The sequence below is a fragment of the Paenibacillus nuruki genome (assembly GCF_001721045.1).
GTDB lineage: Bacteria > Bacillota > Bacilli > Paenibacillales > Paenibacillaceae > Saccharibacillus > Saccharibacillus nuruki.
The window spans coordinates 1-14,303 of sequence record NZ_MDER01000080.1 but is presented as its reverse complement, the minus strand read 5'-3'; the positions used below and the strand labels follow the sequence as shown (position 1 = coordinate 14,303).

The window sequence follows — 14,303 nt, the reverse complement described above, 5'->3', positions numbered from 1 at the left end:
ACCTTTTAAAGATACTTGTATAATAATAATTTTAAAAAAATTAACAAGCTAAGAATGTATTTTTAATCAATACTTATTTTTAGAGATGCTCTAGAAGTACCATATAGAATTATTTACATTTTTAGAGTACAATGAAATCAATTCAATAAATGACGAGGAAGCACCTCGATGATTGGCATGTGCCGATCATCGAGGTGCTTTTTTTGTCTTTTTATAAGAAAGGTGAGAATGGTATTGGCTACAGTTCAACATCAAGAGCTATGCTTAGTCGCTTGTAAATGGCTGAAGAAAGCCCGTAATCAATATGACCTACCCAAATCAGGTGCAGCATGTACATTCGCCATATCAGAAGTCTCAAGCGGGTATCAAAGTGAAATTGCAGATGCCTTTGGTGTTCGTACTAACTATGGAGTGATTTTAGAAACGATTCTAATTGAAGTCAAAGTGTCCAGAAAGGATTTTTTCCAAGACTCAAAAAAACCATTTCGTATTCATCCAGAAAAGGGTATGGGAAACTATCGGTATTATCTTGTTCCCGAAGGATTAATCACTGTAGATGAGCTTCCGCTAGGTTGGGGATTGATAGAAGTAGATCCGAAAGGGAAATGTAAGGTGATCAAGGGGCATGTGCTTAAAACTACTGAAGATCACTGGTTTACGGCAAATCGAGAAAAAGAATTAACATTATGCAGCTGGCTACTTTCTAAAATAGCCGATGCTGAAAAGTTAGCTAAAGAAAGACAAAAATTAGTTGCTGAAAACAACATGCTTCGTAATCGATTAGAGCAGTTGTTCAATTCATAAATAGAGGAGCAAAAATGATGTCATTAAGCATGAATTATTTATCTTTTTTTGTTTTACAAATCGAAGGAAAAGACGGAAATCAGAACAATTTATATAAGCACTATCAAACGTTAGATCAAGATGATTATGAAAACAGTGATATCAAAAATTTTTTGCATAAAGAATTTTCGAAAATTTGTAATCGGAAAGCTCCTAAAAATCCAGCTAAAGAAAACGTTTCTACTAAGGTAGGTACGTTTGTTGTTGAACCTGGAAACGAGTTAAACAGTAACCCCAATTTCAATATGTTTAATCAGCTACGACATACGAACGATAAAGAATCATTTAAAGCCATGAGTGATGACTTGGTACGTCAGTATATTAATACAACATCTGCTCGTGGTGGAGCCATGATTGTAGTTCAAGCCTCTTTAGATTCTATCTCTAGCGATCCTTTCATCTTTATCTTAAAATGTGATTTTGAGCAACGAATTGCCCGGATATCGGATGAAAGACAGTTAGTGTCTGAAGTCGATATGGCGATCAGCGCATCGAATATGAAATCTATCATGTATCCTCATATGCCGGAAGAAGGAATGATAGAAGAATGGGAAATCAAAATCCATCAAAGTTCACCTGCAAAATACTTTGAAGATTTTTTAAAGTATGTAACCTATGAACAATCAATCCCTGAAATTATAAATCAGCATGTAATTGATTCTGCTCAGAACTACATTGAAAATAAATGGAATGATACAACCAGCGAAATTCGTCAACAAGAAGAACATGATCTAGAGCTTTGGGCTGCTAGTGACAAACGAGATATTCAAGAGAAATGGGAACCACAGCAGGTCATTGAAGTAGCCGAAAAAATTATTGAGATCCAGCCTACGATTGAATTAAAAATGAAACTTGGAGATACGCGTATTAGTGGATTACTCGCAGACTATGGGTATCGCCTTCATATTACAACATTAGGAGATCATTATGCTTTAATCATCGAAGGTGACGGGTTTACATTTGAAAAAGGATTTTCACCGATAGAACTTCTCCAGCCTGAATCGTTTGAAGTGGTGACTAATTGGTTGATCGATCAGGTGGCATCAAAAGCAGAGTAGTGATTATTAAAACACCTAAATATGGTAATATGACTAAAGGAAATAGTATTGAAATAGAGATGATGGGGGATGCGTGTTGGAGAGTAAAATTTGTTTAGAGTATAGATTGAATTCAGGAATAAAGAAAGATGTGTATCTAACCAAAGAACAACTTGTAGAGTGGATGCAGTGTTATAAAACAAATACTAGATTTGTGGTTCAAATTGATAAAGATGTGCATGGAATATCTCCACATTTAGTGGCTACTTTTGAGATTAAATCCACGTACTTAGAAAAATCTGAGTTAGATCTACTTTTAAATCCAGCATCAGAAGAGATTGAAGAAATCATAGAACCAGAAAAATGTACTTTCTATATAACTTGCTCATGTGGAGCAAAGTATTACCGATACCATGAGATAGATCGTAGACATTTAATGTGTTTGTTTTGCAAGCAAAAACAAGTATTTGCAGATTATTCAGTAGGTGTAGTAGAAGGGGAGCAAGGGATAGGATATAGTATGACTAATCTTAAGTTTGTAGATAGGAATCTTACCAGACCCCCCTTAATTGATCCAAACCGTACTTAGAGTAGTAATCTCTACATTATATGATATGCTAATTAACCTTTCTGTATTAGAATAATAAGATACAGGCTATTAGTTAGACTTTTAGCAAAGCCATTCAACAAGCTACAGTTGGATGGCTTTTTTAGTGGTATTGTCATCTAGAAAGCTATTCATAGATAAAACACAATAAAATTGATAATATTGTCTGACATCTATGATTTTGTTTAATAATCAATTATTTAAGAAGGAGCTTGTTTAAATTGAATCATACAGAGTTACGGATTACGTCGCTATCAGCAGGACAATTAGAACAGTTGGCATTGGAATTATTACCTCGCATGAATTACGAATGGGATAATTTAGTTCCTAGTGGTAGAAAGGAAGGCACGAATCAGACACGTAAAGGACAACCTGATCTGTGGACAGAAGACAAAGCTGGAAACTGTATTTATGTCGAAGTTACGAGAGATAGTAAAAAAGGAAAAATTCAGAAAGATATTCAATCTTGTTTAGATACTTATAATTCGTTTAAAGATAAAAATAGTCTAATGTGTATTGCTTTTACAGCAACTAATCCTCAACATAATGAAGTAACTGCTTGTGAACAATTATGTAAGGACAGTAGTGCTTCATTTAAATTAATTCATATCCATGCAATCGCAAAAGAGCTAGATAAAAAGAATAATCAAGACATAAGATACAAGTATTTACAAATTCCAAGTGATCAGTCTTCTGATCCTCAAGTGATTATGAGAATTAAAAGGATGCTTTATATTCCACTAAAAGATGAACTTCTTCAGTTAAAGGTAGAACATCAAAAAAGCATATTCTTTCCAGAGTTTAAATTAAATTTTATTAAAAAAATAATCTCAGAGCAACACAAATTTAGGGTTAATTCTAATTTGCTAGAGACTTTAACTAACCTTCAAAAAAAAGTGGAAAAATTTTATCATAGCGCTGAAAGCAAATGTACTATTGTAATTAGAAATTTTTTTGTTGAAGGATTTACTGAATTATATGGATTCATTGTAGAAGGACACGCACCTATTTATGATGATGAAGGTGAAGTGGTATTTTATGAAGATAAGTATGTGGAGGAGTATGATATTGTTTGTGATTTATCAAGAAGTTTTGTTAAAAATATTATTAACTATAGTCAAGATGAATTACAATATGATTGGCAGAATCATTGGCAGAATCATAATCCTCACTTAGTTAATTTGTTTAAATCTTCATTTTATGAGGAGAATTTAACATATTCTACGAAGAGAAAAGCAATCATTAAAACTGATTTAAACGCTGCTGAATATATTGTATCCCACAAACATTTCTCAACTTATTTTCAGGAGTCTAGAGAATTTAAAGAGTTGTCAGTAATATCTAGTGAAGTTACAAACATAATCTCAGAATCTTTAAAGCAGGTAAACGATATTTTTGATGAAATATATGACAAATATGAACGTATTTAAAGCCCAATTCATTATTCTAATGAATCTTTATGCGTTTATTTTATTGTACAAGTGCTTACTAATTTCAAGTCAATAAACGACTCCTTACATGAACTATAAAGAAATCGATAAGCTTTCAAAATATCGATCAGCTTTAGCGAGTGTAGGAGGAATTCAAATTATGGAGTGATTAGTATGAAATCGCAGGTTAATTGTCCACTTTGCAGTAACGAAGCATCTAAAATAAGAGAAGTATCAGAAGTTCTCGATATAAGCTGTCTGAGTTGTGGTGACTTCAAAATTACTCAAGAGTGCTTGGACGATTTACCTTCTGAACGTAAACTGCTACCACAGCTGATGAAGGTTTCAGCATTCACCAGGTATAGAACGATCAATAAAGAGCCAGTAGCAACTCTATTTATTAGCGACCCTTATGATTATTCGGAAGGTTTTACCATTCAACAAATTGTTGATCAGTTTCCATCTTTAGCGGAACGTAAACTTAAAGTTATGCAGAACCTTAATCAACTTTCCGAATATTTTGGTCAGAAGTTATCATTTGATAGTAAAGACTACGCGGTATTCTTCCCAGAAGTAAAGGATGAGCACCCGTGTTTGATGATGATACAAACATTGATAGACGAAGGATTAATTATGTGTGATGTAAAGTTTCCAACACAAATAACAGTTACAGATAAAGGAAGCTCTATATCGATCAGTGAAGCTACTTCAGTTCCATCACAAGTACCAAAAACACAAGTGATTGAAGGACCTGAATTAAATAAGTTAAAAGGGTTACATCCAAGAGTATTGGAAATGTCCCAGGAGCCTTTTCGAGATGGATATTTTCGTCCTGCTGTTCTCGATACTTATTTAGCATTAGATAATGATGTTCGTATTAAGAGCAAACTAGATTTGTATGGATCAGCGCTTATGCAAAAAGCTTTTAGTGAGAAAGCACCTATTCTTAAAATAAAAGATGGTTCAGCGCAAATGGGAGCAATGTGGTTGTTTTCGGGTTCAACGATGTCAATTCGTAATGTTCTAGCGCATGACCATTCGATAATTCCATCAGAACAGGAAGCGCTAGAACAGCTTTTTTTTGCATCAATGTTGTTTAGAAAATTAGATTTAGCAGTAAATGTTGATGCAGAGAAGCTCATAACAGAAATTTCTCAGATCTCGTTCAAACTGAATGGCAAATACGATCTAAATAAAGAAAAAATAAGAGAGTATCTTAATCAGTCAAAAGAATTTGTGGATAGCGCATTGCACAGAATTTGTTTCGAGAAGATTCTTACATTAATTAAAAGTTCATATTTTGATGACCAAAATTTTGGTATCAAATTGATATTGAAATACAATGATATAATTTTTAATCATATCACTAATGACGATCATATCGATTTAATCATAACTATTTATAAAGCAGCAGGGAATACATATCCTTCTCACTCTGCTATGGATTTGATTAAGGATAACTTTAGTGCAATTACTAAGAGTTTTAGAATTTTTCAGGAACGTTTACTTTCTAATACAGAGGTATTTAATGAGTTGTTAAACAGGATTTGGCTAAAAGATGATTTTTTTACATTAATCATTAAGTACTCTGATGTAGAGTTTATGAGAGAACTCTTGACTGAGATAGTTGATAAGAAAATCGTGTTAGCTAAACGTGATTTGGACCTTCTTAGTGGAAATTTAAATGATATAGGACGAAATAATTTTGATGATTTGACCAAAAAAATTGTCAAGATGAATCAATAACAGAATAGATAATCTAGACTAAATTTATATTTATCAGTACAATGATTTGCAAATTGCACAGATCAGGGAATAAAGACTACAGTAAACAATACTGATTTGCTTAAACAATGACACAAAAAGGCCAATAAAATAATTTGATACTTTTGTTTCAAATTGTAAAATCCATAGATGAAACCAGTGCGTTTAAGTTACATGAGGAACTCGTCCATCAGTATCTTAGAAAATAGTAGATAGAGGAAAGCTAACCACTAAAATAGGTGGTTAGCTTTTTATTTCCCGCTACCTATCATCGTAGCCCTTATTATCATATTTTCCATTATGCAAGGATATGTACAATCTCAACTTGCTACGCCAAAGTAAGCAGCATAGTTATTTAGTTTATCACTTTGTTTCTCTTTAAATTGATGTTATAATTATCTACAGCTTTAGTTGCTTGACCTACGTAATAAACACCAACTTTTTTGAGGAACACCTCGATTTGTTGGTGTTTTTTATTTACTAATTAATTGAAAGACTAACCAAGAGAGTAGGAAAAGGAGGGGACAATAATCAAAGGATTCAGAATCTATAAATGGGTATCTACATTCCTCAAGTCGAAGGATCTTGTCATTACTTTGATAAGGACGTGTATAGCAGTTTATATAATAATATTTTGCATATATGATCTTCTTCCTATTATCCTAGAGTGTTTAGGGGCGAAACAGAAAGTCTCACCTTTGCTATTAGGCTCTTTATCAATAATATTCATCGCCGTTACATTCTTCCTTTTTATATTCGATTTCTTTAAATTTTGTTCTGAAATGATTGTAAATGCCAGTAAATACTCAATATCTAAATTGATTTGCTCTTTGTTTTTATGCTTGGCTGCTCCAATCCTTATTTTCGGACTTCTGTATTACATAATATATAAAACCTTAAATGTAGACGTTAATCTTATCGAATCTGCTTTTATCAGTCTGTATGTGGCATTTCCATCAGAACTTTCGGGAAGTAAGTTTGTTATTTCTATATATGTAGAATATTTTTCATTTGTGCAAGTTATTATCTCTAAAATTGTGGAACTCTTAGTCATAAGTGCTATAGTCAGTAAGGCTATCCCAAGTCCAATTGATCAAGATATTATCATTGAACCTGATTCGCAACAATGATATAATAAATGTAATGAGAAATTTTATCAGATACGGATCAGCACCAAGCAGAGTAGGGTAATGTACCTGAAAAGCTTGGTGCTTATTATATGACTATACTTATGTACAAAATACGGACTTTGTGTATATCTATCCATAATAAACCATTTTATTTGCCTTAGGTAAACACTTTTTTGAAGTGACAAAAAATTGCCCTAAACCAATTTTATTCTGTATTTATACTAACATTTATAATATAATTAGAATAGTAAAATGATAAGGATGATCATTATGAGTACAACTATTGTAGACAGCTTTCACGACTATCATGTAGACATGTCGGAAATGAAATTTCCACTTATTACAGTATACGATAAAACCACTTCGGATTTTCAAGGCAGGTTTGTTGCAAGACTGTTTGATATACGAGATGGGAAAAGTTACGTTACATCTGTTGCAGTTGTTGCAGATAAGTATGAAGATATTATTTCAAAGATTCCTGAACGTTTTAACTTTTTTAATCGTAACGAATCAGACGATCCAGTAATTCTTGGAGTTTGGATATAAATAAAAATTCACCTAGTGCATAATAGACTAGGTGAATTTTTATTTATATTAGTAGTTTAGATGATTGTTTACTGTTTCTCCATTTTCATATTGAGTCCATCCAGACAGCAAATCTTTATATACTGCTGAAACATGTGCCTTATCCTTACTTGCTTTTTTTCCTACATAACCGTTTCCTGAATCAAATGAATCATAACGTACTGGATATTTTTCTCTGTTACTTTGATACTCCGATACTGGAACAAGAACTAATTTTCCCTCTTTGGTTACAACAGGGTACTGATCCACATTATCGACTCCACTTGCAATTAAATTCTTTACATCGTCTTTAGTAAAACTCATTTGACCACCCCTTCATTCAGATATAGTACTTTAGCATTTATATGATGTTTTGCTTGCGCATATACATGTTGATTATTATTGTGATAGATTGTTTTTCCTCATGTCTGCATCTACTTGATTTGAAGCTTCTTTTACAGTATTAAACAATTCATCATAATTACGATGATTAATACGATATCCTTGCTCGTCTGATACAGATGACTCTTTTAATGTCACAATATCGAAGCCATTATGCGTTAATACAGTCACATAACGATCATCAATTTCTTTTCTTGACATATTTTCCATAAGTATAACCTACCTCAATTTAGATTTTAACTTGATTGGACTATATAAGTAATAATTACCCATAGATAGACATTATTGTCTCATCTTTGTATAATTAATTCAATACTAAATGGAGCTGATCTGATGCACATTACTTTTATCAAAAGTTTTCATCCAGAACATACAGACTTATCAAGCTTTAGAAAAGACAGCGCTATGCCAGTAATTACAATCTATTCCAATACTCCAGACTACCCCAATAAGTTTATTGGAAGACTTTGGGTAGTGCATAAAGGTATACATCAAATGACTAGAACGGCAGTAATTACAGATAGTTATAAAGAAATGATCAAAGCAATCCCAACGGATATGACCCTGATGCCTACACACCCCAAAGATAAACAGGAGCATCCTGAAATAGTGGAAACATGGTATTACCCCGTATAAGTTGGAGTGGTTTATATTTATTAGTTGCTTGTTGCAGTTTAAGGTATAAAGATGACATCCAATTTTTAAGTATATTATTGTATTTCACTCCAAGGAGTTTTTGCTTCCCCATTTGGTAGATACTTCGGTTTTTCTGGCGCAAGGCGAATAGATTCTGTCAATACAAAGACATTTCCTCTATCATCTTTAAATCTTAATCTTGATACATCAAAAAACGGATGACCTTCTTCTACCCAAAAGTGTTCAATATCTGTGTCAAAAAGATTAAATTCAATTGAGTCACCCAAATCGGTAGAATCCTGACCTATAAAGATTTCTGCTTTCATCATAAGCTCTTTCACATTCTCATCTTCCCCCCATAATTTTATTTTGTTTCATGTCTTACTTCATCTACGGAAGACTCCAAGTAATCAACAGGGTTAATAACACAATCTTTATCCTGCAAGTCTTCGACTTTATATAAGTCCCACATCAAAGCTAATCTTGTGTTGCGATTGCGATCATTCGCACCAGCTTTATCAATAGCAATCAAAGCTCCTGCACAAAATCTATGAGACTCTTGCAATCCTTCTTCCTGATCTGCTGTCTCGTAATCCACTGTCTTGTGACAGGGGAAAAATCCATCTTCTTCTACCACATTTTTAACAATCTCATTCATTCGTCCCTCATTAAGACTTTCTAGCATAGTTCCGCTCTCACGAAAAGGACAGTCTACGCAAGGCTTCTTAATACCAAATAAAGACGACATCCCACACTCTCCTAAACACTTAATTTTATCCCATTGGCATTTGCCCATTTTTGAATCATTTCTAGATAATACGTACCACATTGCTCTATAACAGTAGAACTACCTAATTGCTGAATTGTAGCTCTATTTTTTGAATAACTTATATTGATTGACGTGATACGCTCAGGATCAAGTTCAAAGTCTTTTCTATCTATTTTTATAGATACTGTGAACTTGGGATTTATATACGTTGTTTTACGATCTTCATATATTACTTTGCCTATTTTCTTCTCTTCGATATTTGCATAGTATTTCATAATTTCATCAATATAATTTTCGGGAATATCCACTTTTATTCTTTCAGTAATCAACTCAAGCATTCCACGAGAGACAGGTAATTTAAGTTGTTCAAATAACTGATATTCTCTAAACGTCATATCAAAATAGTACGACATTTCTTTCTGTGAGTACATTCTGCGTCTAGCCTTTATGACTGTTTTCATGACATCGGTAACAAGTGGAAATGCCATTATTGCTGACCTGATTGCAACTCGATACTGTCTGTGAAAATTTCAGTAAAATCATCTTGAAATGGAAGTTTTACATAACTGATATGTCTATTTTTCAGATCATGCTTTATTTCTACATCAAAGAGATTAAACTCTATTTCGATTCCTGTAACAGTTGTTGCATCAAACATAAGTTCTCTGTACATCTAAGACACCTCTTCTTCTAACATTTTATTTGGTAATACTGTATTAAATGAGTATTTAGGATTTGTCATATGAACTTTTAACGATGCATCGTCCATCGGCTCCCAAAAAAAAACTATTTTTTTATACATCTGACTTTTATTCAATGGACTTAAATGAACGGATTATCCTTCTATCAATTAATATTATTAAAGTTATTACTTAACTTTAAGCTCTAAACCAAGTAGTAACTTCTCTTTTTGAGCTAGTTTCGGTTAATAAGGAAGTTATTTCTGCTAATACAATATCGCTTGGAATTGCATATTGTTCAGGGTCTTGTACTCTTCTAGGCGCGTATTCTTGAATTAATTTCATTTGTATATAGTCGTTTCCTGCTGCCAACGAATCTAATCCATATAAGTCACTTCTCAAAGAAAATCTAGGAATGGATAATTCATATACTTCTTCATTACTGTCCATCGTATGATGCGAAAGAGTATATGATATTCGATATTTTCTCCATTTGATTTCATTTATTAATTTAAATGCAAAAATATTATTTGGTATAACTTTTTTCTCGTCACACATATAACAACCCTTGTTATCGTTTTCTATTATCCCTGAACCAAAACATACTGGGCAATCTATAAAGATGATTTGTTTATCAATATGTACTTTTCCTTCCGTATTGTATTGAAAAACGACTGTGTCTCCTTCCATTAAATTGAGATAGTCACGAATTTCTTTAGGTATTGTTACCTGTCCTTTACTACTAATCGTAGATTTAAACATATTCATCCTCTTTCTTTACTTTTCTTTACTTTTAATTGTAAGATAAAGTAAAGAATGATTCAACATGAAAAATTATCTTGTTATACTTTTGTAGAATGTAATATTTGCTATATTTTTGCAGGAAAAATCGATTCAAGTTAAAAGGCGGAAGACAGTAAGCTTTAAGCTATTTCAAGTTATAATTTCAGGATAAGACGTGATCTGGTTACCTCAATTGAATTAATCATGTGATACATATGCAAAATGCCTTTATGGATCATATCTTTCCACTAAAAATACAGATACATCTACATAGATGTATCTGTATTTTATTAGCGATTATATTATTTTACTCTAGACCCAACGCATTTCTAAACTCCATAACATTTTGATGATCACTCTACACCTTTTGTTTATGATAAGCCTATCCCACCCCGTGAAAGAACATGATCGTTGTACGCATATACCGATAATATTCGGTTCCTTGCTTTTTAACAAAAATATTTGCAGGAGAGTTAGGTCTTCCCGGGTAAAAATACATCTGGTCTTTGTAAGCCCCTTCTCCTTGTGTAAACTTTGTAGGCTTCGTCTCTTTCAAATCCACTATATCCTTATACGTCCATTGTTCCCCATACGCTTCGATCACTGGAGCATGATCTTGGAGACGCTTTATCGTAGAGTACACAGTAGGGGTGTGATTATACATGAGCAACACTTCTACCCCGACATACAGTACACCTAATGCGGCAATCGTCAGCACCCATTTAGCCACTTGTCTGCTCATCTTCACACCTCTACTTCACTATTAATTTCCTTTCACATACACATACGTCATGACATTCGTATTCCACGTTCCCCATTTCACATAATAGTCGCCAGGCTCCGAAGTCCAATTGTTTTTAACGACTAAATATTTGGAGTTGGACTCTAATACATTACGGACATACTCTTTGTATCCTACGACGGTGACCGTATGGTTCCCATAGTGAGACTGATCCCAATAACTTTGTAGTACAGGGGTCCCATCATCAATGCGATCTCCATACTCTGAGTAGATGGCCAATGAAATATTTTTAGCGTATGCCGTAGGCACGCCATGTTCTCTCATATACTGCTGAAGGCCACTAGGGATATTCAGATAATTCGTTAAGCCAGTACCCTCACTATCTTGATACGTATTCATTGTTTTTCGTAATTCCAGTGCAATGCTTCTCGGATCTCCGGTTGGATTTAGAGAAGGGTATTGTTTTGCAAACCACATGACGATATTGGAACCGGCAGTTGGAGAGCAACCGCTGGCTTGACCGGATTCATAATCCCATTGTTTTAAACTTTTGACACCTTCGATATAACTTTTATCGATTCGTTTGTAGTTCGTTTCCCAGCTTTGTGGATTTTCAGAGGTTACACCATGCCAGGGGTTCTCTCCATTCACATCGTCACTTGCAACGCTAAGAACAATACTGTCAAACTGTTTCCACTTTGCCCGATTACTCTCATTATAGGTAGGCTCTGGGTAGCTTTCATTGGTTTCTTCCGTTTTTAATTCTGTCAGAGAATAAGCTTTCATCGTATCATCTACAGCCACTTCATCGCCAGTATTACTTTCTACTTCTACAGCTAATTTAATACCCCCATACCATACCAATTTCGACTCTTCGATTTTGGGAGCGACAAGTGAGCGATTTTGACTTTGGATTTGGGATAATGCTACAGATTCTGCTTCTTCTTCATCCAGCGCTTTATTTTCTGTCCACATCAATACCGGTTCTTCATCTGCAAAAGCACTGATTAACGAATATCCTTCAGCTTGCCCTCCTGATCCTTGAAAGTTAACGCGATAGGCTACAAGCTGACCGCTTGGATCATACACATCTTCTACTACACCTATACGTGTTTGTTTGTTCCAGCTCTTCGTATCTCCTTCTCCCACTGCATTAATAATGACGGATGCAGCTGCCTTTTGAGCCAACTCTCTGGGTACCATTTTGTCTAGAGAAACTGCATAGGTATTTAGAGGAAGAGCTGGGAGAAGCAGAGCACAAATGATCACGCTCATGATTAATTTCTTACGTAGCTTCACATTCATCGCTCCTATTATGTATATGTATAATGCGTTTGCATTATCGTGCTTACTTTAACATACTTATAAAACAATTTGTTTACTTTAATGTAATATATTAGCAATTTATATAATTATGTATAGAGCACTTACATATATTGAACACATTAGATAATTTTAAAGTAAACTGAACATATTTAAATGCTTAAGGATGAAGATAAAAAGATACTTAAACTTGCAACAAATTAAAAATTATTAGAAAGATGTTGTGATTACAAATTAAATACATAATAAAAAAGAAGCTAGGTCTATGTAGACGTATCTTCTTTTTTATTATTAAGTTAAATGTTAATACACTCACTCTTCTGTTTGTGTAGCTAGTTATTATGTTCATTATAGTACTTGGTTTTTCTTTCAACTATAGATTCAAGTTGCGGATTCAGTTTCTCAATAATATATCTAGCAATTAACTCCAGAAATATATTAACATCGTTTATATGCTTATAATTATTAGCATAATCGTATCTTGCATTCGCTTTACCACTACCTCCATGTGCTACTGCATTCCTTCCAGTAGTATAAATAATATTTCCTATATTTTTATTTTTAAGATATGGATGGTTTTTCCATTCTTTTTGAATTTTCTTCGCTTCGCTCTTCAACGTACTGGTGATATTCACGTATCTTTTTTTTCTTTTTCTGATTACTGTATCTTTTTCATTATTAATATATGTCCCATAATCGACATAATAAAGCGGAATATACTTATGAGTCATTATTTCATTAACATAGTAATTAAGAGCATCTTCGGGTTTATACTTTGCAGGGTTAATTAAAGGATTGTAGTGTTCAACTGAACCATATTCAAAAATGCGATAAAGAAAAACACACCGCGGAAGTGATTCGAATTGTTTTAAAGAAGCATGATATAATTCAAAAATCATTTCATGAGGTGATTCTTCTATATGAATTGTTTGGTAATTATTTTTTTGCTTTAGGGTCGGAAATTCTAAATAAAAAGGTTCAATATCTGTATTACTTTCAAAAAAACTTTTTTTCCTTAATCTGAGCATATCTAATAAATCAAACTGTTCATATAAATCAGAAAGTTTTTTATTGAAATTGTAGTTTTCTGTAACATAAAAAGATGGATGACCATTTAAATACGAGAGAATGTTTAGTAGAGCATTTTTTGTAGATTCGGTAGACTTCTCGTTGTAACAAATAGAACAACTATGGAATTCTGTTGCAGACATATATACATCTTTATATAAAATTATCTCATTTCTATATTTCAAAATATTTGTACCAATGTAATTACTTAAGGTGTTAATATACTCTGCTGGATAATGTTTTAATTTGTATATTTCCTCACTTGAATCATGGATTCTCTTCTTCAATATTTCTTCCATATATAAATGCAAATTTTCCTGTAAAGTTTTATTTGTGTCGAGTTTTGTGAACTTTTCTAAAAATTCATTAATGTATTTTTCTTCTATAATTTCAGGATAGATTATCTTTACTCTATCCTCTCTTAATTGTTTTAGAATACGTCTATACGTCTTTCTTGAAGATAAGTAAATTTGTCTATATTTATCTATAAATAATTCCTTTGCTTCATAAGTATCACAAGCAGAT

The 14,303-nt window shown here is 33.1% G+C and carries 17 protein-coding genes; 7 read left to right on the top strand and 10 right to left on the bottom strand.

The window, feature by feature from the left end:
* Positions 1-234: 234 nt before the first annotated feature.
* The 6 genes from PTI45_RS19765 to PTI45_RS19735 all read left to right on the top strand — a co-directional run bounded on the left by PTI45_RS19765 (position 235) and on the right by PTI45_RS19735 (position 7,357).
* Positions 235-804: a hypothetical protein gene (locus PTI45_RS19765; RefSeq protein WP_137225123.1), complete on the top strand. Its 570-nt coding sequence runs from the start codon at positions 235-237 to the stop codon at positions 802-804.
* A gap of 17 nt (positions 805-821) precedes the next feature.
* A complete protein-coding gene (locus PTI45_RS19760; protein ID WP_069329309.1) occupies positions 822-1,901 on the top strand; it encodes a DUF3900 domain-containing protein in 1,080 nt (359 codons plus the stop codon).
* 76 nt (positions 1,902-1,977) lie between these two features.
* Positions 1,978-2,469 carry a hypothetical protein gene (locus PTI45_RS19755; protein WP_069329308.1) on the top strand — a complete coding sequence of 164 codons (492 nt, stop codon included), beginning with the start codon at positions 1,978-1,980 and terminating at the stop codon, positions 2,467-2,469.
* Positions 2,470-2,708: 239 nt separating this feature from the next.
* Positions 2,709-3,917, top strand: a complete 1,209-nt coding sequence (locus PTI45_RS19750) for a hypothetical protein (protein WP_069329307.1) — start codon at positions 2,709-2,711, stop codon at positions 3,915-3,917.
* A gap of 174 nt (positions 3,918-4,091) precedes the next feature.
* Positions 4,092-5,663, top strand: a complete 1,572-nt coding sequence (locus PTI45_RS19745) for a TIGR02391 family protein (protein WP_069329306.1) — start codon at positions 4,092-4,094, stop codon at positions 5,661-5,663.
* A gap of 1,418 nt (positions 5,664-7,081) precedes the next feature.
* Entirely contained in the window at positions 7,082-7,357 is a 276-nt protein-coding gene (locus PTI45_RS19735; protein WP_069329304.1) for a hypothetical protein, read from the top strand.
* 48 nt (positions 7,358-7,405) lie between these two features.
* Here the strand turns inward: PTI45_RS19735 and PTI45_RS19730 are convergent, their stop codons facing one another.
* Positions 7,406-7,699 (bottom strand): hypothetical protein, encoded by a 294-nt coding sequence (locus PTI45_RS19730; RefSeq protein ID WP_069329303.1) that lies wholly within the window; start codon positions 7,697-7,699, stop codon positions 7,406-7,408.
* 75 nt (positions 7,700-7,774) lie between these two features.
* Positions 7,775-7,987: a hypothetical protein gene (locus PTI45_RS19725; protein ID WP_069329302.1), complete on the bottom strand. Its 213-nt coding sequence runs from the start codon at positions 7,985-7,987 to the stop codon at positions 7,775-7,777.
* Positions 7,988-8,110: 123 nt separating this feature from the next.
* Here PTI45_RS19725 and PTI45_RS19720 point away from each other — a divergent pair, with 123 nt between their 5' ends.
* A complete protein-coding gene (locus PTI45_RS19720; RefSeq protein WP_069329301.1) occupies positions 8,111-8,413 on the top strand; it encodes a hypothetical protein in 303 nt (100 codons plus the stop codon).
* 74 nt (positions 8,414-8,487) lie between these two features.
* Here PTI45_RS19720 and PTI45_RS19715 read toward each other — a convergent pair whose 3' ends face one another.
* From PTI45_RS19715 to PTI45_RS24245, 8 genes are all read right to left on the bottom strand, one after another.
* Positions 8,488-8,754, bottom strand: a complete 267-nt coding sequence (locus PTI45_RS19715; RefSeq protein ID WP_069329300.1) for a hypothetical protein — start codon at positions 8,752-8,754, stop codon at positions 8,488-8,490.
* A gap of 23 nt (positions 8,755-8,777) precedes the next feature.
* Positions 8,778-9,161 (bottom strand): hypothetical protein, encoded by a 384-nt coding sequence (locus tag PTI45_RS19710; protein ID WP_069329299.1) that lies wholly within the window; start codon positions 9,159-9,161, stop codon positions 8,778-8,780.
* An 11-nt stretch (positions 9,162-9,172) separates the two neighbouring features.
* Positions 9,173-9,670: a hypothetical protein gene (locus PTI45_RS19705; protein ID WP_069329298.1), complete on the bottom strand. Its 498-nt coding sequence runs from the start codon at positions 9,668-9,670 to the stop codon at positions 9,173-9,175.
* Positions 9,670-9,855 (bottom strand): hypothetical protein, encoded by a 186-nt coding sequence (locus PTI45_RS19700; RefSeq protein WP_069329297.1) that lies wholly within the window; start codon positions 9,853-9,855, stop codon positions 9,670-9,672. Before PTI45_RS19700 ends, PTI45_RS19705 begins: the two co-directional genes overlap by 1 nt.
* A 205-nt stretch (positions 9,856-10,060) precedes the next feature.
* Positions 10,061-10,624: an AbrB/MazE/SpoVT family DNA-binding domain-containing protein gene (locus PTI45_RS19695; RefSeq protein ID WP_069329296.1), complete on the bottom strand. Its 564-nt coding sequence runs from the start codon at positions 10,622-10,624 to the stop codon at positions 10,061-10,063.
* Between the two features lie 403 nt (positions 10,625-11,027).
* Positions 11,028-11,387 (bottom strand): hypothetical protein, encoded by a 360-nt coding sequence (locus tag PTI45_RS19690; protein ID WP_069329295.1) that lies wholly within the window; start codon positions 11,385-11,387, stop codon positions 11,028-11,030.
* Positions 11,388-11,408: 21 nt separating this feature from the next.
* Positions 11,409-12,686, bottom strand: a complete 1,278-nt coding sequence (locus PTI45_RS19685) for a C39 family peptidase (RefSeq protein WP_069329294.1) — start codon at positions 12,684-12,686, stop codon at positions 11,409-11,411.
* Positions 12,687-13,042: 356 nt separating this feature from the next.
* On the bottom strand, positions 13,043-14,303 hold a 1,261-nt coding region (locus PTI45_RS24245; RefSeq protein ID WP_175425227.1), incomplete at its 5' end, for a hypothetical protein.